Source organism: Desulfogranum marinum (assembly GCF_016918565.1).
Taxonomy (GTDB): domain Bacteria; phylum Desulfobacterota; class Desulfobulbia; order Desulfobulbales; family Desulfobulbaceae; genus Desulfogranum; species Desulfogranum marinum.
Map to the genome: position 1 here is coordinate 54,411 of NZ_JAFFQD010000026.1, position 24,282 is coordinate 78,692.

A 24,282-nucleotide genomic window follows, 5' to 3' on the forward strand; every position below is an offset into this window, starting at 1 on the left:
GTGAGTACTATGGCAAGGGTGTCTGCTGGAGAATATGGGCTATAACCTTATCCGGTGTTATGCCTTCTGCTTCTGCTTCAAAGGTGAGCAGGATGCGGTGGCGGAGCACATCCCAGGCAATATCCTGAATGTCCTCTGGGATTACATAGTCACGGCCACGCAGCCAGGCCAGGGCCCTACTGCATCGATCCAGAGCAATGGCCCCCCTCGGGCTTGCTCCGTATTGAATCCAACGGTCAGTTTCGAGGCTACCTGTCGTGGAGCTGTGCGTAGCCTGAATGAGTTGGAGGATATACTCTTCCAGAGAATCGGTCATGTGCGTGTTCAGGACCTGATCCCGGGCTGCAAAAATTGAATGTTGACTAACAATGGGAGGGGTTTCCCTTGCAGGACGGTTTGATCTGGCCTCATCACGGGCAAGTTGGAGAATGGCACGGCCGGATTCAATGTCTGGGTAGTCAACCGTGATATGGAGCAGAAAACGATCTAACTGGGCTTCCGGCAGTGGGTAGGTTCCTTCCTGCTCGATGGGGTTTTGGGTTGCCATGACCAGGAAAAGTGGCGGCAGGCGGTAGGTGGTGGAGCCTACAGTAATCTGTCGTTCAGCCATGGCTTCAAGCAGTGCTGACTGTACTTTTGCCGGGGCACGATTAATTTCATCTGCCAGGACAAGATTGTGGAAGAGAGGGCCTTCTTGGAAGGAGAACGATCCATCCTGGGGGCGGAAAATATCTGTTCCTGTCAAGTCCGCGGGCAGTAGATCCGGCGTAAATTGAATTCGATGGAAATCGCCTTCCAGCCGCTGGCTGAGTACGCGAACAGCTCTGGTTTTGGCAAGTCCCGGTGCACCTTCAACCAAGAGGTGCCCATCAGCAAGCAGAGCGATAAGGAGTCCTTCCACCAGCTTTTCTTGGCCTATAATCTGTTGTTGGATTGAATGGTTGAGACGGTGTATTTCTTCTTGCAGGGTCATGATTGCATAACTGAAACTGATTGAGGTTCTTATTTTTTGTCCACAGATACACCTTACAGCTATAGCTGTCAAGATGGTGAAGGAGGCATCGTTTTGATGCAGCATTTTTTTCCAGCCGGGAGAGATAATACTCCATTTTTTGGACTGTTGGTTGAAATTTTGTCCATTATCTCTATAGTATATTAATGGATGGACACTCATAATTATCATGCCAAAGGCTGGAATCGTTATGTGGTATTCGATTTATACTGTGGGCGACATCGATATCGATCAGGAGCATGCAAATATCGATTTCATGCTTTCTGTACTTGACAGTGAGCCGGGTGAGCTGGAAAGTACGCTCCTGGAAAATATTATCGATGTAACTCTCCAGCATTTTAGCAATGAAGAAACGATTGCCAAAGAACGTGGTTACAACATGACAGCTCAGCATCTCGCCAAGCACCAGCAGTTAACCAAAGAACTGCTGATCATCAAGCAAAGCCTGCAGAATAATACTATTTCACGGGAGTCCGTTCCAGTTATGTTGCAGGATATTCTTCACTCTCATATCCTTGAATGTGACCGTTTTCTGATTGCTTGAACCTCGAATAGCCACACTCACCTATATTTACTCTACCACGCAGATGTTGGGAAAAAGTATTTCTTGAGCCGGGAAAGCGAAGGAGAGTGTAGCAATGTGTTTTTTTCGAAGAATGTACGCATAATATTTTGTTTTTATAACCTTGATTTATGGAGACTGGACCATGGCACAACCACCGGTTTTAGACCTTGGGTCAATAAGTATTACTTGGCTTTGTGGCGGATTTAATCAGCTCGATGGGGGCGCCATGTTCGGTGCGGTCCCCAAAATCCTATGGAGCAAGCAATGTCCCCCTGATGCTGAGAATTACTTTGATTTGATCAATAACCCCTTGCTGGTGCGAACCCCGGATGCCAACATCATTATTGATACCGGACTCGGTAATAAGCTGACCGAAAAACAGAAAAAAATATTTCGGGTTACCCGGGAATGGGCAGTGATTGAAGAGCTGCGTGCATTGGGAATGCAGCGGGAAGATATTGATGCGGTGATCTTCACTCATGGCGACTTCGACCACGCCGGAGGGGCGGTCATGGTCATGGATGACGGCTCCTACGAGCCTACCTACCCCAATGCACAGTATATTCTCCAGCAAAAGGAATGGGAAGATATCAGTGCGCCCAATATCAGGGCTGCTCATACGTATTTTCCAGTGAACTTTGCCGAGCTTGAACAGCGTGGAAAAATTGAATTGGTTGACGGTGACCGGGAAATCACACCTGGGGTAACGGTCAGGTTAAGCGGCGGCCATACACGCGGACACCAGATTATTGCCATGGATGGGAGCGAGGGGTGCGCGGTCCATATGGGTGACCTTTTTCCCACTCACCACCATACTAACCCGCTTTGGGTAATGGCTTATGACAATTTTCCCCTGGATGTAATTGAGCGCAAGCTGGACTATTTTAAAGAGTATAGTGAGAAAAAATGTTGGTTTACCTTTTACCATGATTTTGACATGCGGGCCTGTCGTCTGGACGGTGCGCATACGATTATCGAAACCTTTGGTGGTTCCTTAAAGTAAATCCTGCAATTGCCGATCCCGAAGGGCGTTGAAGGTCAGAAAAAGTAAGGTTCACCCATATAGTGAATAGAAATTCAAATCAATTATCTGCTCAATAGCTGTTTTTTAAAGTAGAAATTATTTTTTTAACATTCGACGTGCAGGATTTAGGTAAAAGTGAATATGGATATTATTGATTTACGCAGTGACACTGTGACCAAACCGACCAGGGAGATGCGGCTGGCCATGGCCGAAGCCCAGGTCGGTGATGATGTGTATGGAGAAGACCCGACGGTTAACCGTCTAGAAGCATTGGCCGCTGAGATGCTTGGCACTGAATCGGCTGTTTTTGCCGCCAGCGGAACCCAGACCAATCTCCTCGCGCTGCTTGTCCATTGCGGGCGTGGTGATGAGTATATTGTCGGCCAGCAGGCACATACATACAAGTATGAAGGCGGGGGCGCTGCCGTGCTGGGCTCTATCCAGCCGCAGCCGCTTGATTTTCAAGTTGACGGCACCTTTGATCTGGACGAGGTTGCTCGGGTGGTGAAACCGGTTGATGTCCATTTTGCGCGCACGCGCCTGCTTTGTCTGGAAAATACCCATAATGGAATGGCGCTTCCGCTTGAGTATCAGCAACAGGCACGCGAGTGTGCCGATGCAAATAATCTTTGCCTCCATTTAGACGGTGCACGCCTGTGTAATGCTGCTGCATATCATAAGGTGCCGATGGACCAGATCGCTGCTTCCTTTGACTCTATCTCTGTTTGTCTTTCCAAAGGATTGGGAGCACCAGTGGGGTCTGTTCTATGCAGTAGTAGGGAGGTTACTCAGGAGGCCCGTCGTTGGCGAAAGATGCTCGGTGGAGGAATGCGTCAAGCTGGGATTCTTGCCGCAGCAGGCGTGTATGCGCTTCAACACCACCTGGAGCGGGTCGAGGAGGACCATGCCCATGCCAAAATGCTTGCACAGGGATTGGAAGCCGTAGAAGAAATTAGGGTAGACTTTGCTCCGACACAGACCAACATGGTTTTTGTTGACCTTGATCCTGCTGATGCTGGACCTTTGCAGAAATTTATGCGGCAACAAAACATCTTGATCAGCTCGGGAAACAGAGTCAGGCTGGTAACCCACCTTGATCTTGACGGAGCTGCGATTGCCAGTACTGTGGCCGCCTTTAAAGCCTATTTCAGTAAAGAACGTCGATAGTGAAAGAGGTATATCCGAAGGTGTTTCAGGAGGGAAGGTCGAGCCTTACCTCTGCAGATAAAATCGTGTCATCGGGAAAATCCACTGTTGAGCCGGGCCGTTTGATTGCCAGGAATGCCGTGCCGGTATTGACGGCAGCAGTATGATCAGCCAGGGCATCGCCGATAAAAAGGCACTTCTCCGGCAGGATTCCATGTCTGTTGATGATTTCTTCCACTATAACGGTTTTCGTGCGTGGAGACCCGTGTACTTCAAGAAAGTAATGGCTAAGTCCTTTTTCATGGACAATAGTCTCCATTTCCTCGTGCGGCGTCCCTGATACCACAAAGGCAGGGATGTGTTGCTGCTGCAGCTGCTGCAAGCAGGCAAGGGCACCAGGTATCATTTCTGCCGCAATAACTCCTCCCATTACCATTGCTGAAAATTCTTTTCCTTTTTGCTCAAGGGTTGTCTGGTCAATATCCATCCCAAGGAGTTCTTTGTAGTAATAGATGAATTTCTTGAAACGGGGCATGCCGCCATTGGCAAGGTGGTAAGCGACGGCTTGTTGCGCTACCTGTTGTCCATAGGGGGCAAACATGGTGGCAAAGGCCTGGGTCTTTACCTGTACAGAATCTGCAATAACGCCGTCAAAATCAAAAAAGACAGCCTGCCAGCTAAGTCTGTTCATGGGATATAAACAACTCGGTTTAATGGTTTGATATCATCGCTAATTGATTGTTTCCTGGCTGTTTTGCTGCTTGATCGTTTCAAGGAGTGCCTGCAGTCCGACGGCCTGGACAACGGTCATGAGTTCGTCGTGATGAAAACACCCGGCCATCATAGCTGCAAACTGAGAACCGAGAAAAATATCATCAATGTCAGTGGCCTGTTCCAGGAGCTGGCGGCATTCTGCTATTTCGTTGTTTTCAGTGGCACGTAGGATATCGTTGAGCCATTCCAACTGGTTTTCCTGGAAATGAAACTCGACCATTGCCTGTGCATACATGGAAATGATGGAGGCCCGATAGTCGTATATTGTATCGTAATCTTTATCGTCTGCCGCTTTCAGGACGGCGGTTATTTCATTCATGAGCTCGTTCATGCCCAGTGTGTGATCTGTCATGTGCTTATCCGGTAATAATAGTTACAAGTTAGTGAGTGTCTGCTGCTGGCTGTTTAATCTTTTTTCCCTTCCCTGTCATCCCCATATACATAGCACTGAGAATCAGGCTGACCCCTATCCAGTTGGCAAAAGCAGTGGATCTATCAAAAAGTACTACGTCCCAGATAAAGGCAAGAGCCGGCTGGAGGAGCAGGATGAATCCGGTGAGCGAAGTCCGTATCTTAGGCATGGAGTAGGTTATAAGCGTCCAGCCAACTGTTTGGCTGAAGAGACCAAGACCAAGTAGCGCAAGCAGGCTAACTGTTGAAGGGATAGCAAAGGAGGTGGAGGTAGTGGTCATGCTTATTCCCAAAAAAAAGGAAGTTGCCAGGGAAACCGCCATGAGACTGTAGAAAAATGATTGCTGCTGATCCTCGGATTGGATTTTTTTTAAACTCAATATAAAACCACTGTAACAGATGGCGGTCAGCAGACCGAACATCACGCCGGTTGTGGTGTTTGTCCAGGTTAGGAGGTGGGGGATTTCAATCACCAGGAAGAGTCCACCTACAGCAAGGGGGAGGGCAAGTAGAAATCGTAATCGAAGCTGTTCCCCATATACCCAGAAACCGATGGCAGTCAGAAAAAAAACCTGGAAATTGCCCATAATGGTTGCCAGGCCTGGACCTATGTAGCCGATGCTGGCATGCCAGAAAAAGAGATCCATGGCAAACAGCAGGCCGCAGAGTGCTACCCACTTGATGACATAGGGGCTCGGCTTTTTTAAGTCGCCGCGCCATGCGGTGGCTATTACGAGAAAAAGGAAGCCGAAAAAGACCCGGTAAAAAGCTGAGGCCATGGGCGGGACATTGGCCAGCTTTACCCAGACTGCTGAAAAAGAGATAAGGAACGCTCCGCAAAGGATAAGCAGTTCTGGAAACCGGCGTCTTGCTGTCAAAGTCATAAGGGGGAATGGCTACATTTAGTTTTTCTGCTGTGTTGCTTGCGCCTGGATGGCGGTTATGGCAACGGTGTTGATAATGTCTGCTACTGAACATCCTCTGCTCAAATCATTGACCGGCTTGTTCAAGCCTTGCAGTATAGGACCAATGGCTACAGCACCTGAAGAACGTTGTACCGCCTTGTAGGTATTGTTGCCGGTATTGAGATCCGGAAAGATCAGAACCGTAGCCCTGCCGGCCACTTTGCTGTCCGGCATCTTTTTGCGGGCAACTGTCGGATCAATGGCGGCATCATATTGGAGCGGGCCGTCAATGTTAAGGTCTGGTCGTCTTTTTCTGGCAATGGCGACTGCTTTCCGTACATGGTCGACATCACTTCCCTGCCCAGACGCTCCACTCGAGTAGGAAAGCATGGCAATAACAGGATGTATGTTGAACATGGCTGCCGTATTGGCAGAGCTGATCGCTATTTCGGCAAGTTCTTCGCTGTCTGGGTTGGGATTGACAGCACAGTCTCCATACACCAGTACCTTGGTGTCAAAGCACATGAAAAAGACGCTGGAAACCATCAGGACATTTGGATCCGTCCTGATGAGCTGGAAAGCAGGTTGAATCGTGTGCTGGGTGGTATGCGCTGCTCCGGAAACCATACCATCCGCCATGTTTTCATGCACCATCATAGTCCCGAAATAACTGACATTGGTAATGCGATCGTAGGCAAAATCCTGGGTCATCCCCTTATGGCAGCGTAATGTATACAGGGTCTGCGCATAATTTTCTCGCAGGTTTGAAGTGTGCGGATCAATAATGGCAACATCTTGGAGCTTGAGACCGAGTTGTGCGGAACGGTTTCTGATCTGCTCTTCATTGCCGAGAATGGTGAGGTCTACCACGTCACGAAGCCGAAGGATTTCAGCTGCCTGGAGAATCCTGTCATCGTCACCTTCCGGGAGCACAATGTGTTGCTTAATGGTTTTGGCACGCTTGAAAAGAGAGTATTCAAACATGAGTGGTGAAATGACGATTGGAACCGTATGCACGATTTTTTGCTCCAGCGCCTCTGTGTCAACGTGGGATTCGAACATACCCAGGGCCTTGGCAATTTTCTTTTCATTGGTTGCACGGAGCACACCTGGTACTTCACTGGCCTGCATGGCCGTTCGGTAGGTGTCTGTTGCAACGCTGTAGATGGGAATGGTTGACTCTTTCATTCCTTTCAGCAGGTTTTGCATCGATGCACTCGGCAGTATGCCACCGGTCAGAATGAGGCCGGCTGCTGAGGCACAGGTTTTTGAAATAATGGCTGCCAGGGTGGCCAGGATGATATCCGGTCGATCACCAGGGGTGATGATCAGGTCGTCTTCTTTAAGGAGACGCAGGTAGTTATTAATGCTCATCGCAGCAACCGTTATATTACCGACATCCCTGAGCAGTCGATTTTTTGCTCCTGAAAAATATTTTGCTCCCAATGCCGATGTGATGTCTTCCATGGTGGGCTGGCGGAGACTATCAACTTCAGGCAGCACCGAGATTAAATATTTTTGGTCAAAGTGGGCAGTGAGTGACTCTGTCACCTGCACCAGAATGTTTGGTGCAACACGGTTGACGATGATCGCCAGCAAATCGCAATGGTGTTGGGCTATGGTGTTGTCCGCCATCTGTATGTTACGTATGATGTCTTCCATATCGCACTCATGACCACTTGAAACATAAAGGGTGGGCGTACCGAGTTCCCGAGCAATGCGAATGCTGATATCGTAGTCAAATGCCTCTGAAAGGCCACTTATGTTTGGACCTTCACAAAGAAGGAAATCTGTTTGATCGAGGGCTTCGCGGTATTTACTGACAATGGTCCGGTAGAGGCGTCGCTCATCGCCTTCAGCGAGCAGGTTTCGGGCCTGTTCATGGGTAATACCAATCATCTGTTGCGGGGTGAGATGAATATGGTATCGATGTTTAATCAAGCTGATATCATTGTCAAAGTTGCCATTGCCGGGGACAACAGGTCGGAAAAAGCCAAGGCGCTCGACTCGCCTGGACAACATTTCCATGATCCCCAGGGTTACCACCAGTTTGCCGCTGCCTTTTTCAAGACTTCCAATATAGAGACTGTCAGCCATGTTTTGCTCCATTGTGTTGAGCTAGTCTAAAACGTGCTTATTTTATTCGTCCAACGTCCATCATACTCTATGAAAGATGGGAGAGAGTATGCACTGTATTTACAGTGCCGCGTTGAGGATTGCTTCCAGCTCTTGCCGGGAGAGTTTGATCGGGTTGCCTTGCATACTGCTCGCCTGCTCAGCTTTTTCGATCAGCAACTCCATTTCCTCAGGCTGCAAACCATAGCTCTGGAGACCGGGGATGGAGAAAGCGGTCGTCATTTTTTTGATTGCAGCCGGGCCGTCCATGATATCTGCCTGTCTGTTGCCAGTCAGCAGGCGGGCGACATCTTGGTAACGGGATAAGCTTGGATGAGTTGGTGTACGGAGTTGAAGTGCATGGATATTCGCCTCCATCACATGTGGTAGTAAAGCCGCGCAAACCGCACCATGGGGGGCCTTGTACATGCCGCCAAAAGGCCCCGCAAAACCGTGTACCGCGCCAAGTTTGGCATTAGCCAGTGCTAAGCCGCCGTAGAGACTTGCCAGGGACATGGATTCTCGCGCTTCCAGATTATTGCCGTTATCAAAAGCGACCACCAGTGCCTGTGATACCAGTGTTATACCTTCCCGGCAAAAGATGTCTGTAAGAGGGTTAGCCAGGTGTGAAACATAGGGTTCCATTACCTGGGTCAACGCATCCAAACCGGTATAGGCAGTCAGTCGAGGAGGCATGTTGATCGTTAATGCAGGGTCTACCAAGGCAATCCTTGGGAGCATGGATGGACTGCGTAAACTGACTTTGATCCTATGGGAAGGTGATTCGATTACAGCGTTGGCTGTTACTTCGGCACCTGTCCCGGCAGTGGTCGGCACTGCAATATATGGCACTGGGTTGTGAGTCAGTGGTTTTCCACTGCCTATAATTTCCAGATAATCAAGCGGGGCGCCTGGATTGGTCAACAGTATGGCAATCGCTTTTCCCGCATCAAGTACACTGCCTCCACCAATTCCAATGACCATTTCACACTGGTTGCTCCGCGCCAGTTCAACCGCAGCCTCAACTACGCTGATGCTTGGTTCTCCGGAGATAGAGAAAGGGATGGTTGTCAGGTTTTCCTGGTGGAGGTTTTCTACATAGGGTGCAATGCGCTGAGGGTCGGCCCCACAAACGATGAGCGCTTTTTTACCAAAAGGACCTGCCAGTGCAGGTAGCTTGGTTATGGTGCCGGTACCGAAGATAATCCGGCCTGCTGTGGTAAAGTCAAAAGTATGAGGAGAAAAAGAAGTGTTCATCTGCTGCACCTTTTTGAACTGATATGTATCCACAAAGAAAAGATGTTTATATTCTGAAGAGGTAGCATGTTCTGTGTGGGAGCGCAATTTAACAATAGGATGTTGTTGAGAAGACCGGATGGGCCCAAAAAGAAAAGACGTTTTGCTGGTTGGCTCTGTAAAAAATGATGTGCTCGCTTCATGTTGCCGAATGTTTTATTCGTTATTACAGGTATGGAGAATGACAACTCAATGTTCAATACCATCCAGGAGGAAATTATGAGAGGAATTATGAGGAAAACGACCGTTACGCTGACCTTATTTTTTGTTTTGTCCTTTGGGGTTTTATGGTCACAAAACGTATTTGCTCATTGCCAGGTGCCGTGCGGCATTTATGATGATCATGCACGGGTGCATTTGATGCTGGAAGACGCTGTGACGGTGACCAAGGCGGCTACTTTGATCACTGAGTTGGCAGGAAAGAGCGATGCGCAGTCACAGCAGCAACTTGTTCGATGGGTGATGAACAAGGAGCAGCACGCGCAAAAGGTGATTGCCACTATCAGCGATTATTTTCTTACCCAGCGGGTTAAGATGAGTCAGGATGACTATGTTGAGCGTTTGAAAAAGCATCATGCGGTTATTGTTGCGGCGATGGAGGCAAAGCAGCATGCTGATGTTCAATATGGACAGGCTTTGAAGAAAAGTATTGAGGCGTTAATGGCCTATTATCCAGCAGCTAAATAACGGTAAAATATACGGTGACCGCACCAGGAGGCATGTGCACCAACTTTACGGGTTGGCCATGCTTCCTGTGGTATTCAACCTCCCTCCTCCACCTGCACCAAAAGCGTTTAGGTGTCCTGTTTAACAAAGGGCAGGAAAGCAGAAAGTTGTTCTTCATTCAGGCGCATCGGCCGATGGTTTTGCAGGTCAATGAACAACCCTCTTTGCCGTCCCCGTGCCGCCAGCTTGCCGGCAGGGGTATGAAAGCTGAACTCCATCCAGGCGTGCAGCCGGGTTATTTCCGATAACCACACCTTGATATCAACCGTATCACCAAGAAAGAGAGGTCGTTTATAGCGAATTTGGGTTTCTATGAGTACGGGAGCAAACCCTTTTTGGTCTATTTTATGGACAGGCATACCCACAGCCTCAAGCAGTTTTAAACGACCGATTTCCATCCATTGAATATAAGCAATATTGCTCACATGCCGATTGAAGTCTATCTGGTAGGTGTAGATGCTTTCCTGAAATTGTATTTTTCGTTCCATGCTTTTTTCGTCAAGTGTTTGTTTTGTTTGTCTGGAATCAGTAATGGTTATAGAGGGTAAGGTCAACTATTCTTAGCTTGTTGACAATTGATGCATCCGTGGTAGAACATCACTTAAACTCAACAACTAAAGGGGAACCCTATGCTGCCATTGAATTTTTTAAAGTGTCCGGCCCAATGGATGTTTGTCCTTTTCTTTCTGATGATCGGCGGCTGTGCCGGGCTGGGGCAGATTCAGGAAAAACCAAAAATTTCCATTGCCGATATCCAGGTGCAGGAAATGAAGAGCATGGAAACTGCTTTTCTTGTGCAACTGCGGGTGATGAACCCAAATGATGTGCCACTTGATATACGTGGGGTGGATTGTGACTTGGAAATTGATGGCCGTCACTTTGCCCAGGGTATTGCCAGTTCTCCCCAGAAAATCCCCGCCTATGGTACTGCACTGGTGCCGGTGAGTGTCTATGCTTCCATGATGAATATGATTTCTTCCGTGGTTGGTCTTATTCAGAGCACTAACAGTGCATCGGCTGCTTCGCAGTCATTAAGTTACAAGCTGGTTGGTAATATCCGTCTCGGTACGGGAAGCTTTACCCGGAAAATACCATTTGAAAGTATAGGCGAACTCTCTCTGCAGGGACTCAATGCCGGTCAATAATTTTTGCTGATAGCGACCACCTTCGTCACCCTGTGCCGGTTTCCTATATTTCGGTTGACAGGGCGGGAGAGTGCAATAGAGTACGGAGCCCATTAAATGTGTGCCCCACAACAGTGAGGAGAGGATATGTTGACCGAAACGCAAGGCCGGTTGCTGGTGCGGCTGGTCAGGCAGCAGATTGAAGAGCACCTGAACCTCCCCCAGAGTGATCCGGTAAGCGAAGAAGAGTTGGCAGACCCTATATTTCAGGAAAAGCGTGGCGTGTTTGTCACTCTTCATAAAAGAGAAGCTTTGCGAGGGTGTATTGGTAGCCTGGTAGGGGTAGAATCTATCCTTGCAGGTATCAAACGCCACGCCTTGAACGCTGCCTTCCATGATAGCCGTTTTCAACCAGTGTCCCCTGATGAGCTGCGAGATCTCCATATAGAGGTTTCAGTGCTGAGTGAACCGCAGGACATGGCGTATAGTGATGGAGACGACTTGGCAAATAAGCTGAGACCGGAAATAGATGGCCTTATTCTCCGTGCTCCAGGGGGAGTCGGAGCCACCTTTCTGCCCCAGGTGTGGAAACAACTGCCTGATCCGAAAGCTTTTCTCAGTCATCTCTGTAGTAAGGCCGGGCTTGCACCAACTGCCTGGAAAACGGATGGGTTGGAAGTACAAACCTATCAGGTACAATATTTTGAGGAGCCCCGATAAACGGATAATCAAATGAGTGAATTAACCCTGAAGCCGGAACTTTCTCGCAAAATTGCGGAAATTTACCAGGCTATGGCTGCGGAATACGATATCGTGGCACAGCAGATCCCGCTTACCTGCGAAGGATGTCCTGATAACTGCTGTGATTCGTATTTTCAGCATTATACCTACGTAGAGTGGGCCTATCTGTGGGAAGGGCTCCGAGCCCTTGATCAGGAAACCATGGAACGAGTCGTGACCAGAGCCAAGGCGTATGTGAAGGAAAGCAAGCGCTTGCTGGCAAAAGGAGAACGTCCCCAGTTAAAATGTCCACTGCTGGACGACAAACTGTGCGGTCTGTATAAGCATCGGCTGATGATTTGCAGAAACCATGGTGTTCCTGCACTGCTTACTCGCCCCGATGGGCAGCAGATGCGATTTCCCGGTTGTTTCAGGTGCCAGGAAATAGTGAAGGAAAACTATAAGGAAGAAACAGACGCTCCGGCCATGGAGCGAACCTCGCTCTACAGGCAGATGGCACAGTTGGAGTCTGAATTACTGGGAAACGTACGCCATCTCTACCCTAAAATTAAACTGACCATTGCCGAAATGATCGTTAACGGTCCTCCCCAGGACATAGAATCATGCCTGAAATAGCAGGAGCGTAAATGTTCAGCAGAGCATCCCACCTTGGACACTGCTTAACAGTTATAGGCTTCAGCAAAGGCAATTTTGTGATTTTAGCTGAATAGTCACGCAGGAGAAGCAGCAATAATGAGTACACCACTTGAGCAACTGAAAAATGAAATAGTAAACGGCGCCGGGATCGATAAGGCAACAGCCATGGAATTGGCCGTGTCTGCTGACAAGGAAGCCCTCTACCAGGCTGCAGATGGGGTGCGTAGCCGTTTAATGGGCAACCACTTTCACCTTTGTTCCATTATTAACGCCAAAAGTGGCAACTGCACAGAAAACTGCCGATTCTGCGCCCAGTCCGCACGGCACCATACCGGAATCGATACCTACACCCTTATTGATAGCGAAGAAGCGTTGACCATAGCCAAGGATAACGATGACCACGCTGTACATCGACTCTCTCTGGTCACAAGTGGGCGCAGTCTGGACAGGAAAACAGCGGCAGAACTTGCCGGCCTGTACCAGGACATTGCTGCAGCCACCTCGCTTTTGTTTTGTACCTCTTCCGGGTTGCTGGACAAAGAAATTGCAGCAGAGCTGGTAAAAAACGGTGTGAGCCGCTACCACTGCAACCTTGAAGCCAATAAGGACTTTTTTCCCCAGGTCTGTACCACCCACACGTGGGACGAAAAAGTGGCAACCCTTAACATTGCCCGCGAAGCAGGGATGTCGCTTTGCTCGGGCGGTATTATCGGCATGGGAGAAACCATGGCCGATAGAATTGCCCTGGCGTTTGAACTGCGGGAACTTGGCATAAAATCCATTCCAGTGAATATTCTTACACCGATTCCAGGCACCCCTCTGGGCGATTTAGAGCCGTTGACAACCGATGATGTGTTGACCGTGGTCGCCCTTTTCCGGCTCATCAATCCCGATGCTATTATTCGGATGGCCGGAGGACGGCAGCAGCTGGGACAGGATCAGTACCGCGCCTTTACTGCTGGTGCCAATGGAGCGATTGTCGGCAACTATTTGACCACAACCGGTTCCGGAATTACAGGAGACCTGGAGCAGCTCTCAGCCCTGGGCTATACCTTTGAACGAGACGATGCCCATGTCTGAGCAAAGTATGCTTGCCTTTGATCGTCAGCATCTCTGGCATCCTTACACCTCCATGATTGACCCTTTGCCGGTTTTTCCGGTGGCCTCAGCCAGCGGTGTTCGGATTACCCTGGAAGATGGGCGGACATTGATCGATGGTATGTCTTCCTGGTGGTCGGTTATCCATGGCTATTGCCATCCAGTGCTTGATCAGGCTGCACGGGAGCAGCTGGACAAGATGTCTCATGTCATGTTTGGTGGCCTGACCCACGGCCCGGCAGTGGAACTTGGCAGAAAGTTGGTGGAGATCACCCCACACACGCTGGACAGGGTTTTTCTTTGTGACTCGGGGTCTGTCAGTGTGGAAGTCGCGTTGAAAATGGCGCTTCAGTATTGGCATAGTAAAGGACAGGCGGACAAGCATCGGCTATTGACCGTCCGTGGCGGGTACCATGGGGACACCTTCCATGCCATGTCGGTCTGTGACCCTGTGACGGGAATGCACACTCTTTTTGAGAAATCACTCCCACAACAGCTTTTTGCCCCCAAGCCAACATGCCGCTTTGATGAACCGTGGAACCAGGCGGACCTGGCTGAAATGGAACAGATGCTTGAACGGCATCATCATGAAGTGGCAGCTGTTATCATAGAACCGCTTGTCCAGGGTGCTGGTGGTATGTGGTTTTACCATCCCGAATATCTCAAAGGATTGCGGACTCTCTGCGACACCTATAATGTGTTGCTTATTTTTGATGAGATCGCGACCGGATTTGGACGTACCGGTAAAATGTTTGCCGCTGATCATGCCCAGGTTTCCCCAGATATCATGTGCGTGGGCAAAGCAATAACAGGTGGTTACATGACGCTTGCCGCGACCCTGGCTACCGAAGAGATTGGGATTACCGTTAGCCAGGGGCCATCAGGTGTGTTCATGCATGGGCCGACCTTTATGGGCAACCCTTTGGCGTGCAACGTGGCTTGTGCCTCCATTTCCCTGCTGTTGGACAACCCATGGCAGGAAAAGGTTTTGGCTATAGAGCAGCAGCTGAAAACAGAGCTGGAACCGGCCAGAGAACTGGATACGGTAGCAGATGTCCGAGTGCTGGGCGGCATCGGTGTAGTTGAAACAAGAGAACCAACAGACATGGCCAGATTGCAGCAGTTTTTTGTCGAACAGGGGGTCTGGATACGGCCTTTTGGTCGCCTGCTCTACGTTATGCCGCCCTACATAATAGCTGCAGAAGATCTGACCAGGCTGACCAGTGCCTTGATAAAGGCTGCAGAACAAACCACAGCCACTTAAACTCAAAGAGGTGGTGCTCGTCGGCCGGCTGGGTGCCGATGCCCCTGAGCCTCCTGTTTACGTAAACGACAACTGCAATGAAAAAAGAACGAATCAATAAGCTTGTTCTGTTGGTCCTTGTGGCAGGGATATCGCTCCTTTTTTTGAGCATGATCAAACAGTTCTTGATGCCGCTTTTTATGGCAGGTCTTTTTTGCGCCATGAGTAGTCCGATGCACAGGTGGCTGAGCCGTAAGCTCAACAACCGGCAGCACATGGCCTCTGTAATGATGATTTGCGGCATTGTTGCCTTGGTGTTGGTGCCGCTCAGTCTCCTTATCGGAGTGGTGGTTGCCCAGGCTGTCAGTGTTAGCCAATCGATAACGCCCTGGGTCCAAAGTTTTATCAATGAGCCCGGTCAGCTGGCTGGATATATGGAAAACATCCCCTATTATGAACATATAGTGGTGTATAGGGATGTTATTATAGAAAAAGCCGGGGAGCTTGTCGGTAATATTTCCTCTTTTTTGATCGACAGTCTTTCCTCGGTAACCAAGCTGACGGTCAATGCGGTATTCAGCAGTATTATTATGCTCTATGCCATGTTTTATTTCTTTACTTCAGGGGAAATTCTGCTGGAACGGATCCTCTATTTTCTTCCCCTGCAGGACCGTGATGAGCGGGTGTTGCTCATGCGCTTTACCTCGGTGGCAAGTGCCACCATCAAGGGGACATTGATCATTGGCATCCTGCAAGGATCCATATGCGGGATCGCCTTTGCCGTTGCCGGTATACACGGCCCGGTTTTTTGGGGCACCGTTATGGCCGTGATGTCCATCATTCCTGCCTTTGGAACCGCTATTGTTTGGTTGCCGGCTTTAATTATCCTCGCTCTTTCCGGCAATTATGTTGGGGTGGTGGTTTTACTGGTTCTTTGCGGTGCTGTTGCCGGCAATCTGGACAATGTTGTTCGACCACGTCTTGTTGGTAAAGATACCCAAATGCATGATTTGTTTGTTCTTTTCGGAACATTAGGCGGTATAAGCATGTTCGGCATCCTGGGGATTATTATCGGCCCTATTGTGGCAGCCTTGTTCATTACCTTATGGGAAATTTACGGAAATGTTTTTCACGCCTACCTGCCTGAGGTCGGGGTCGCTTTTCAACCGCTCGATGAGGAAACTATGCCGGTTAGAGAGGGCAAAAGCGATGAGAAAGGTGAGGGAAAACAAGAAACTGGCTGAAAAGAGCTGCGCTTGACCATTGTGTGACTAAAAAAGCGCTGATAGAAATCAGCGCTTTTGACCACCTCTTTTTGCGGTCTGCTTTAAAAGGAGTATCGCAAACCAACCAGCAGGTTATTGCTGTTCACGCTAAAATCTGCGTCTTGAATTGTAGCATCCTGAGTACCGAAAAAACGATATTGTGCGTCTACAGCCCATCGGTCGTCAATCGCATAAGAAACACCCGCCATGAACTGATAGGCAAAGACATTGTCATTGTCCCCTAAAGGCAGTGCCGGCGTGTTAAGATCGACTTTGGCCCATCCTATGCCCGCAGCGATAAAAGGTACCCACTGCGAGCCGGTGTCAATATCATAATAGGCATTTGCCATGAGGGATTGGATTTTCAGGTCGCCCTCTCGAAAATGTCCGTATGAATTATTGTAAGTTAATTGATCCAGATCATTTTTCACCCAGCCATATTGACCCTCAGCACGGTTGCCGTTGGCAAAGAGCCGACTTCCATAATAGCTAGCGCAGAGTATGACCGTTTGTAGCCGGGTAGCTACGAACCAGCCATGCTGTCAGTTATAAAAAAAGTGCCTTGTCCAAGGAAGAGCAGAGGAAGTTTCAGGGCGCTATAAAGTCGGATTCAAGCTACCTGTTTGCAGCCTGGTCCAACAAGCAGGCTTGTACCATCAGCCTGTGGTATGACCGTTATCTGCAAGCTGATTCTTTCCTGCAGCAGGTGAACATGGGAGATAACCCCAATGAGCTTCCCTTCTCTTTGTAGACCGGCAAGGGTGTGGAGCGCCGTATCCAGAGCTTCTTCATCAAGGGTACCGAACCCTTCATCAAGAAAAAGGGAATCGATCTGGACATTATGGCTGGCCATTGACGAGAGTCCCAAAGAAAGGGCAAGGCTGACGATGAAGCTTTCACCGCCGGAAAGGTTCCTGGTGGAACGAATTTCGCCAGCCTGGTAATTATCCAGCACCTGCAGTTCCAGTGGTTGGGCAGGGTCGCGGAGCAGAATATAGCGATCGTTCATGGTTTCCAGGTGGGCGTTTGCATGGCGAATAAGCAGGTCAAAGGTTATTCCCTGGGCAAAAACCCGAAATTTTTTCCCATCGGCAGACCCTACGAGCTGATGGAGCAATTCCCAGCGGCTCTCTTCCTGTTGCTGCACATTGAGCGCATCATGCCGATCTTGAAGTGCCTTTTTGGCAGCAGTGTTTTTGTGCAGTTTTTCCCTGACAGCTCCTATCTGTTGTTGTAACTGTTCAAAGGCTTCAGCGAGCGCTGTTTGTTCTTCCAGAAGCGTTTCAAGGGGCTTTTCACCTGGGTCCTGCTTCTTGAGTTGCAGTAGTTCCAGCGATTTTTCCCGCAAACGATGAGCGGTCTCTGACTGTTCTTTGTCTAGTGCCATCTTACGAGCAGAGAGAGCGGCCAGTTCTTCTTTGGGCAGCAACGCCTCCTGGTACTCATTGAGGCTGGAAAATCCTTTGGCAGTAAGTAACTGGGTGATGTATTGTTCCTGCTGTCCACACTCTGCACAAAATGTTGTCAGGCTGTGTTCAACGGCGAGCTGCTTTTCGGTCAGTCCAGAGACTGTTTTCTCTACTTCCAGGAGCAGCTGTCTTGATTTCTCCCTTTCCGACTCAACCTTGGCCTTCTTTTTCTTCCATTCCTGTTCTTCAGCGTCAGGGTCTTTTTTACCGAAAAGATGGACCCGCTGAGCATACTCTTTTTCCCTTTTTTCCTTTAATTCATCAAAGGCTACACCTGCCTTTTTCATTCCGGCATCAAGGGTTGCCAGGCTGGCCTGGACTTTGTCCATCTCAGCCCTGTGTTTGGTGATGGCCAGGTCCAGTTGCTGGTGCTCATGGACAGTATTTTTCCACCGATTGCGCCTGTGCTCAAGCGTTGCCAGGAGTGCAGGCAGGCCGTTGGTCGGGCATGGCTCTACCTTGAAGGGCTGCAGTTGTTGATGGAGTTGGTTCAGTTTATCGGTTTGGTACTGTGCTGCCTCGTTCACCATAAGCGCATGTTGGTAGAGGTCTTTTTCAGCACTGGTCACTTTGTGCTCACCATCTTGCAAGGCATGCCGAGCATCATTATACATCCGGCTTGTTTTGTCTGTTTTCGCCTGCAGCCGAAGAAGGCTCTCGTCAATTTTCTGGATTTGCTGCAACCTTTTCTTGAGGTGCAGGAGCTGATCGGTTGTCTGTTGATGGTGATCATTCACCTGCTTCAAGGTGGTTATTTGCTTGGCTGTCAGCTGGAGCTTTTCCTGCAAGACCTCTATCTGGCTATTGGCTTGGTCGTATTCTTTGTTGGCCAGAGTAAGCGCCTGCTGGGTATAGTGGATATCTTTATTTATCGCACTTAAGCTTGCCCGGTCTGCTGACATGGCCTCCTGCGTACTTTGGAGTAACTGTCTGGCCTCCTGCAGTTTATTTTTTTGATCTTCCACCGGCGGCGTATTGACTGACCAGGGATGCTCAACCGAACCGCATAGTGGACATGGCTGCCCATGGTGCAATTTTTGACGTTCTGCCTCGAGATCGGCAACGAGAAGGTGCTGCGCCTGTTTTTTTTCCAGCTGTTGGAGCTGCCGGCTAAGCTCCGATTCTTTTGCGGTCTTCGCTGCAAGTGCTTGCTGCAGTTGGATGGTCTGTTGCTCAAAGGCTGTCAGCTGCTCCTTTTGCTTGACCATCCCTTCCTGAAGCATGGTTTTTTGCGGCAACAGTCGTTGCAGTTCTTTGAGCATCTGTTCTTGGAAGACGATCTCCTCCATTTTGTCGTTGAGTGTGGTTAGTGACTCGCCGGCGAGCAGATGCAATTTTTTCTTCGTATATCCTTCCAGGCCCAGCTGGTTGTTGTCCAGTGTTTGCTTTGCCTTGGCACAGCGTGTGTGGACAGTGGTGAGGTCCTCTTTGGCTTTTTTCAGGAGGGCCGCCAGGTGGATGCTTTTCTTTTGTTCCTGCTTGTGCTTTTTATCCAGTTGGATCAGTTCTGTGCACTGTTGCCTGATGTTTTCAAAATGCTCAACCAAGGTACCGTCCACAGCCTGTTGTTCCAGGTAGTGATCAGCTGATTTTTGGCGGCCGGTCATCTCGGCAAGTTCTGCGGTCAGTTTTTGTTCAGCAGTGTGCAGCTGTTGTCGTTCTTGGCGCAGCGTTTTCATTTCTACTGCTTGTGTCTGGAGCAGGAGATCTTTTTCCGAAATCTTTTCATCCAGAAGCCGAACATTTTTTATAGTTTCTGCAGCCTCTTCCTGTTGACTCAGGATTTTGGTAACGGCCTGTTCGTTGGTGGAGAGTGTTTTGGCAATGTTATCTCGTTGCTGTATTTTATCGCGCAACGCCTGGCCGCATTTTTTCAGAGCAGCTTGCTCTGCAAGGATTTTTTGTTGCAGTTTTTGCAGTGTTTTTACATCACTTTCTACCTGCTGAGCCTGCTGTCCCCGTTCAAGTCGTTGCAGCTCAGGAGTCGCCATTTGCATGCGCTTATGCCATTCCATCATTTTATTACGTGCTACCAGTAGTGCTTCCTCGGCGAGCTCGGTTGCCTGTAGCAGCTGGATCGATGAGGTGACACGTCTTAGGTCTGTCTGGAGTTTTTCTGCCGAGGATACCGTGGCATTAAGTGCCTGATTGAGCTCGTTTTCCTCTTCGGTTGATAAGACCGTGATCATGCCGGTCTCTGCACGGATCAAGTCCGTCTTTTTTCGTTCCTCTGCTGTTCGTTCATGGACTTTGATAGAAATACGGCTGTAGATTTCCGTTCCGGTAATTTGTTCGAGAATGGGAGCCCGTTGGCTGGCATCAGCGTTGAGAAAGGCAGCAAACTGGCCTTGGGCAAGTAGGATTGAGCGGGTAAATTGCTCATAATCAAGTCCGGTCAGCTTTTCGACCAGCAGTCCAACGTCCCTGACCTTTGTTTCCAGCACCTTGCCTGTTTCAGCATCGACAATTTCATGTTTATGCTGTTGCAGTTCGCCGGTGCTGCTGCGACGGGACCGATGCTGACTCCAGTGGCATCTGAATGTGCCGGCAGTGGTGGAAAATTCAACTTCTGCGTAACATTCGCCAGTGGCGCGTGACATGATCTCGTTGTTGGCCTTGGTTATCCGGCCTAGCCGGGGTGTACAACCAAACAAGGCCAGGGTGATCGCATCCAGCAACGTGGTTTTACCGGCACCCGTGGGACCGGTAATGGCAAAGATGCCATCAGCCGTGTACTCCGGAACGGTGAAATTAATGGACCAGGTGCCGGTCAGGGAATTCAGGTTGCGCAGGTGTATTTTAAGTATTCTCATGGCTGTTCGTTACCCATGGTCAATGTCTTCCTGGTCAAGCGATGCAACCACTTTTTGAAAGGTCAGGCGGAGATCTGTGCATTGCTCCGGCGTATAATTCGTGCTTGCCAGGCAACGTTCAAAGACATCTTCAACACTTAGATCATCGAGCGATTCTGTTGGTTTTTCCTGCTGCAGGTGAACGGCAGCACTGTGGTTGGTGCGTATTCGCAAAATGTGCAACGATGTATTCTCTACAGCGTCCTGCAGCTGTTGCCTGAGCCTGCCGGGATCACTTGAACCGCTATAGCAAAGCTCCAGCCAGGCAGCACTTTCTTGCTCCGCCAGCTGTTTAATGGAATCCGTCAGGGAGGCGAGATCGCCTTGGAGCCTTATCAGGTCTTGAAAACAGGGAACCTGTACAGGCGTGACCTGCAGTTCGGTTGGCGAAAGAGAGACGTCAAGGATGTATTTTTGCTGTTCAGCTTCATTAAATCCCATGGCAAGAGGAGAACCACAATATCGGTACTGCTCTTTTCCGCCCACCCGTTGCGCGATATGGAGGTGACCCAGTGCCAGATACTCTATGCATTCAGGGAAACCGCTGCTATGCAGATGGGCAAGGCCGCCAATATAGAGTTCCCTGACCCCATCTCCATCAACGGTTTGGCCGCCGGCAGTGAACAGATGCCCCATGGCTACAATGGGTAAGGGGAATCCATGTTGGTTGCGAATGTTTTCTGCAGCAGCACAGATTTTTTGGTAATGGCTGCGAATTTCTTCCTGCAGTTTTTTAGATTTGGTGTCCATATCTTCTGCAGCAACGGCACTTCGTATATCTCTATCTCGGAGAAACGGGACCGCACAGACGATCATTGCATCGGTTTCGTCTGCTCCTTGTAAAAAAAAGACTTGCTCTTCGGGCTGATAGCGCGGAGAGGCGATAACATGCACATTGATCTGGCTGAGGAGTTCCCTGGGAGCATCCAGCAGGGTGGGAGAATCGTGGTTGCCGGCAATGATGATGACGTTGCGACAGCTCGTATGCGCTATGCGGTGGAGAAACCGATAGTACAGTGCCAGTGCCCTGTTACCGGGCGTGGTTGAGTCAAAGATATCACCGCTTACAAGCAACGCATCAACTGGATGCTCGGTACAATACGTGATCAGCCAGTCCAGAAACTGTTTAAATTCCTGGTAGCGTTTTTGGCCATAAAGACGGTGGCCGATATGCCAGTCAGAGGTGTGAATAAATCGCATGGTTATGCTTTCTGCCTGATTCGAAAAGTAGTTAGTACAATGCCGCTGAAGATAAGCAGCATCCCCTGGAGATGAAAAGCGGTGAGTTTTTCTCCCAGAAACAGGACAGCAAGAATGGTACTGAAAACAGGCATCAAGTGAACGAATGGCCCGGCTTTGTTTGCGCCAATGGTTCGGACAGCGCGGTTCCAGAAGATAAAAGCAAGAACAGATGCAAAAAGAGCGACATAGATAATGGTCACGATGGAGGACGTGGTAAGTGGGATGTATTGGCCCTGAAAGAGTTCCAGCAGGTAAAAAGGAAAAATACCGATTAGCCCCACGATGACGATGGCGCAAAGATAGGCAAAGGGGTGCAGGTCAGGTGGATAGCGCTTCAGATTGGCAGAGTAAAAAGCCCACATGACCGCTGCAATAAGCACATAGATATCACCACGGTTAAAATCGACCTGGAGTAAGGTCGCAAGTTGTCCCTTGGCAATAATAAGAAGAACACCGCAGAGCGATACACATACCCCCAGTATCTGGCGTGGAGTGAGCAAGTCACGGTACATGAGCCACGAAGCAAGGGCAATAAGAATGGGAACGCACGAGTTAACCAGAACCGCATTGATTGCGGTGGTTGATTGCATTGCAAGGTAGATCAGACTGTTGAATCCTGTCACGCCAAGCAGTCCCTGGATAACGATAAACCGGGAATGATCTTGGGCGATTGTACGTTCCCTCCACAGGTGATGAACTCCAAAAAAACAGAGGATAAGAAGGGCAACTGACCACCGCCAGAAGGAAAGCCCCAATGGTGGTATAGAGGCATGCATCCCCCGGCTGAGAACAAAATTACCTGACCAGAAAAGGGTGGTAAGAATAAGAAGGAGATAAGGCATGGTACCTGGAGCTGTTAGCAGTTGATGGGAAAAGTCTCGTTCCGCCTAGTATATGCTGGAGGAGGAACAATGGTGGGCTCTATTGTGTTGTAAACAAGGTATGGTCTTATGAAATGCTACGCATCTATGTAAAGGGTGTCATATCTTTATCCATAACCAGGTAAGGCTATTTGTAACTGTTCAGCAGTGCTCCAAATGTTCACAAGCTGACCGATTAGCTATACATCGGTATGCTGAGCGGGCAGATCGTGGAGAGAGGTAAGCGCAGACTCCGTGGGGTGCTGCTGAATAGTTACGGCTATTTTTTTATTGTTTTTTATTCAAAGAGCAGTACAAATTGGTGTGATGTTTACTGTAAAACCTTCTCTATATCTATGAGTCTGTTGATTTACTAGGTTTTTTATTCGTGATCAAGGCATGCTGAAAAAATAACCAAAGACATATAATTGATATCGGAGTCTGCGCTTACCTCCGAGGATTATTTTTTCAACGTAACGTAGCGATCGGTTAAAAAACAGTAAAGCAATGCGCTCATTTATCCATTTTCAATTTTTCTTACCGCAATGAAAGAAAAAATATTTGAACCGTTTATGGATCGGCTGAGTCGGGATATCCGCAACGCGTTATCCGAATCCTTGGTGGATGTACTCAAGAAAAAAAGTCTTGTGCCTGCGCAACAGGTGGCAGAGCAATTCAGGAGCCGCGAGCTGGAAAGGTATTATCTCGATTACATCGATGTGCGACTGCAGAAGTATGAGCAGGCCCTCGGGGTGATCGCTGCCAGTGAGAATACCGATCCTCTCTGGCAGGGGTTTGTCCTGTGGGATCTGGGCCTTTTTTTTGAAGTGCACGAAATTTTAGAACATGCCTGGTTAGCGTCTGCAGGCGACGAAAAAATGTTGCTCCAGGCAATGATCCGGGCGGCAGGGGTTTATATTAAGTTGGAGCACGGGTATGATGCAGCAGCGGCAAAAATATCGGCTAAAGCCTTCCCTGTGCTCGAAAAAAACAGGAAGCGCCTGGCAGCGTATATTGATCCGGAAATTTTGCTGACAGCCTTGCGCCAAGTAAACAAACAGCCGCCGATACTCCTCCAGGGATAAACAGGATATAACCGCCAGCATATTTTTCATGTTTTTGAGTGAAACAGAGTTGACTTCCGCCACCGAATAAGTAATATAGTTGGTTTCCAAATATTAAGTATCCAACCTCGCGTGCGCCCGTAGCTCAGCTGGATAGAGCATCGGACTTCGAATCCAATAAAACGGAAAGCTATAAAAGTAGCCAGTTTCAACTATTTAATTTAATGGCATTTTTTCTAGCGTGTTTGGTTACGTTTGTTTTTGTTTGTAACAATTTAATTTAGACGGGCACAATTTGGGCACATTTCAAGGGATCGGTCGAGTTTCGGCTGGTCCCTTTTTTATGCTCAATCTGTCGGTCATTTTATTTATTCTATTCCTGGCGGGCTGACGAACTGACAACTTTTTTACAACCTTACCATCTCTAAAAGCAAAGGAAATGTGGCGCATTACTAGCACGATATATAGGAGACATATTTACTCTGGAACATAGCATAGCATGACGTTCTGCTCAGCTGCCTCAGAGATTGAACTTGGCAACCTCAAGTCCTCAGCATCTTTTTTAGCACTGACCTGTTCCGAGATGCACAGGAATTATGTTGCGAGATTAATTATGTTGTGTCTTTTCTTCTCTGTTTGCTTTTCTTCCCTCTTTTTGTAGTTGGCATTTTTTATCTCTTCTTCCTCCCTTTTCTTTGGATTTCCTTCTTTTTC

Annotated in this window: 22 protein-coding genes; 11 read left to right on the forward strand and 11 right to left on the reverse strand. The window is 48.9% G+C overall.

From position 1 onward, the window contains the following. Nucleotides 1-7 precede the first annotated feature (7 nt). Nucleotides 8-973: an AAA family ATPase gene (locus tag JWH17_RS14595; RefSeq protein ID WP_205223387.1), complete on the reverse strand. Its 966-nt coding sequence runs from the start codon at nucleotides 971-973 to the stop codon at nucleotides 8-10. A 229-nt stretch (nucleotides 974-1,202) separates the two neighbouring features. On the opposite strand from JWH17_RS14595, the gene JWH17_RS14600 reads away from it, so the two are divergent. The 3 genes from JWH17_RS14600 (at nucleotide 1,203) to ltaE (ending at nucleotide 3,768) form a co-directional block, all read left to right on the forward strand. Then, a complete protein-coding gene (locus JWH17_RS14600; protein ID WP_205223367.1) occupies nucleotides 1,203-1,556 on the forward strand; it encodes a hemerythrin domain-containing protein in 354 nt (117 codons plus the stop codon). 163 nt (nucleotides 1,557-1,719) lie between these two features. Then, complete coding sequence (locus tag JWH17_RS14605) at nucleotides 1,720-2,580, forward strand: MBL fold metallo-hydrolase (protein WP_205223368.1); 861 nt, start codon at nucleotides 1,720-1,722, stop codon at nucleotides 2,578-2,580. Between the two features lie 162 nt (nucleotides 2,581-2,742). After that, nucleotides 2,743-3,768, forward strand: coding sequence for a low-specificity L-threonine aldolase (ltaE, locus tag JWH17_RS14610; RefSeq protein ID WP_205223369.1), 1,026 nt, complete (start codon nucleotides 2,743-2,745; stop codon nucleotides 3,766-3,768). Nucleotides 3,769-3,793: 25 nt separating this feature from the next. Here ltaE and JWH17_RS14615 read toward each other — a convergent pair whose 3' ends face one another. From JWH17_RS14615 to JWH17_RS14635, 5 genes are all read right to left on the reverse strand, one after another. After that, nucleotides 3,794-4,438, reverse strand: a complete 645-nt coding sequence (locus tag JWH17_RS14615) for an HAD family hydrolase (RefSeq protein ID WP_205223370.1) — start codon at nucleotides 4,436-4,438, stop codon at nucleotides 3,794-3,796. 39 nt (nucleotides 4,439-4,477) lie between these two features. Beyond that, nucleotides 4,478-4,873: a hypothetical protein gene (locus tag JWH17_RS14620; RefSeq protein ID WP_205223371.1), complete on the reverse strand. Its 396-nt coding sequence runs from the start codon at nucleotides 4,871-4,873 to the stop codon at nucleotides 4,478-4,480. A 28-nt stretch (nucleotides 4,874-4,901) separates the two neighbouring features. Then, on the reverse strand, nucleotides 4,902-5,816 hold the full coding sequence (locus tag JWH17_RS14625; RefSeq protein ID WP_205223372.1) for a DMT family transporter: 915 nt from the start codon (nucleotides 5,814-5,816) through the stop codon (nucleotides 4,902-4,904). A gap of 18 nt (nucleotides 5,817-5,834) precedes the next feature. Continuing rightward, nucleotides 5,835-7,934 (reverse strand): phosphate acetyltransferase, encoded by a 2,100-nt coding sequence (gene pta / locus JWH17_RS14630; RefSeq protein ID WP_205223373.1) that lies wholly within the window; start codon nucleotides 7,932-7,934, stop codon nucleotides 5,835-5,837. 99 nt (nucleotides 7,935-8,033) lie between these two features. Further along, nucleotides 8,034-9,209 (reverse strand): iron-containing alcohol dehydrogenase, encoded by a 1,176-nt coding sequence (locus tag JWH17_RS14635; protein ID WP_205223374.1) that lies wholly within the window; start codon nucleotides 9,207-9,209, stop codon nucleotides 8,034-8,036. Nucleotides 9,210-9,389: 180 nt separating this feature from the next. On the opposite strand from JWH17_RS14635, the gene JWH17_RS14640 reads away from it, so the two are divergent. Beyond that, nucleotides 9,390-9,935 carry a superoxide dismutase, Ni gene (locus tag JWH17_RS14640; RefSeq protein ID WP_232371105.1) on the forward strand — a complete coding sequence of 182 codons (546 nt, stop codon included), beginning with the start codon at nucleotides 9,390-9,392 and terminating at the stop codon, nucleotides 9,933-9,935. A 107-nt stretch (nucleotides 9,936-10,042) separates the two neighbouring features. Here JWH17_RS14640 and JWH17_RS14645 read toward each other — a convergent pair whose 3' ends face one another. Continuing rightward, complete coding sequence (locus tag JWH17_RS14645; protein WP_205223375.1) at nucleotides 10,043-10,462, reverse strand: acyl-CoA thioesterase; 420 nt, start codon at nucleotides 10,460-10,462, stop codon at nucleotides 10,043-10,045. 141 nt (nucleotides 10,463-10,603) lie between these two features. Between JWH17_RS14645 and JWH17_RS14650 the strand changes: the two genes are divergently transcribed. The 6 genes from JWH17_RS14650 (at nucleotide 10,604) to JWH17_RS14675 (ending at nucleotide 16,060) form a co-directional block, all read left to right on the forward strand. After that, nucleotides 10,604-11,119, forward strand: a complete 516-nt coding sequence (locus JWH17_RS14650) for an LEA/WHy family protein (protein ID WP_205223376.1) — start codon at nucleotides 10,604-10,606, stop codon at nucleotides 11,117-11,119. 126 nt (nucleotides 11,120-11,245) lie between these two features. Then, a complete protein-coding gene (gene amrA, locus JWH17_RS14655) occupies nucleotides 11,246-11,818 on the forward strand; it encodes an AmmeMemoRadiSam system protein A (RefSeq protein ID WP_205223377.1) in 573 nt (190 codons plus the stop codon). Between the two features lie 12 nt (nucleotides 11,819-11,830). Beyond that, on the forward strand, nucleotides 11,831-12,454 hold the full coding sequence (locus JWH17_RS14660) for a YkgJ family cysteine cluster protein (protein WP_205223378.1): 624 nt from the start codon (nucleotides 11,831-11,833) through the stop codon (nucleotides 12,452-12,454). A gap of 117 nt (nucleotides 12,455-12,571) precedes the next feature. Next, nucleotides 12,572-13,555, forward strand: a complete 984-nt coding sequence (gene bioB / locus JWH17_RS14665) for a biotin synthase BioB (RefSeq protein ID WP_205223379.1) — start codon at nucleotides 12,572-12,574, stop codon at nucleotides 13,553-13,555. After that, nucleotides 13,548-14,837, forward strand: a complete 1,290-nt coding sequence (gene bioA, locus JWH17_RS14670) for an adenosylmethionine--8-amino-7-oxononanoate transaminase (RefSeq protein ID WP_205223380.1) — start codon at nucleotides 13,548-13,550, stop codon at nucleotides 14,835-14,837. Before bioB ends, bioA begins: the two co-directional genes overlap by 8 nt. 77 nt (nucleotides 14,838-14,914) lie before the next feature. Beyond that, entirely contained in the window at nucleotides 14,915-16,060 is a 1,146-nt protein-coding gene (locus JWH17_RS14675) for an AI-2E family transporter (RefSeq protein WP_205223381.1), read from the forward strand. A gap of 83 nt (nucleotides 16,061-16,143) precedes the next feature. Here JWH17_RS14675 and JWH17_RS14680 read toward each other — a convergent pair whose 3' ends face one another. The 4 genes from JWH17_RS14680 to JWH17_RS14695 form a co-directional block, all read right to left on the reverse strand. Continuing rightward, the gene (locus JWH17_RS14680) at nucleotides 16,144-16,584 is read right to left on the reverse strand and encodes an outer membrane protein (protein ID WP_332468419.1); all 441 of its coding nucleotides are present in this window, start codon (nucleotides 16,582-16,584) and stop codon (nucleotides 16,144-16,146) included. Nucleotides 16,585-16,691: 107 nt separating this feature from the next. Further along, entirely contained in the window at nucleotides 16,692-20,363 is a 3,672-nt protein-coding gene (locus JWH17_RS14685; RefSeq protein ID WP_205223383.1) for an AAA family ATPase, read from the reverse strand. 9 nt (nucleotides 20,364-20,372) lie between these two features. Beyond that, the gene (locus JWH17_RS14690; RefSeq protein WP_205223384.1) at nucleotides 20,373-21,602 is read right to left on the reverse strand and encodes an exonuclease SbcCD subunit D C-terminal domain-containing protein; all 1,230 of its coding nucleotides are present in this window, start codon (nucleotides 21,600-21,602) and stop codon (nucleotides 20,373-20,375) included. A gap of 2 nt (nucleotides 21,603-21,604) precedes the next feature. Continuing rightward, nucleotides 21,605-22,486, reverse strand: a complete 882-nt coding sequence (locus JWH17_RS14695; protein ID WP_205223385.1) for a DMT family transporter — start codon at nucleotides 22,484-22,486, stop codon at nucleotides 21,605-21,607. A 563-nt stretch (nucleotides 22,487-23,049) separates the two neighbouring features. Between JWH17_RS14695 and JWH17_RS14700 the strand changes: the two genes are divergently transcribed. After that, a complete protein-coding gene (locus tag JWH17_RS14700) occupies nucleotides 23,050-23,589 on the forward strand; it encodes a DUF309 domain-containing protein (protein ID WP_205223386.1) in 540 nt (179 codons plus the stop codon). Nucleotides 23,590-24,282: the final 693 nt, after the last annotated feature.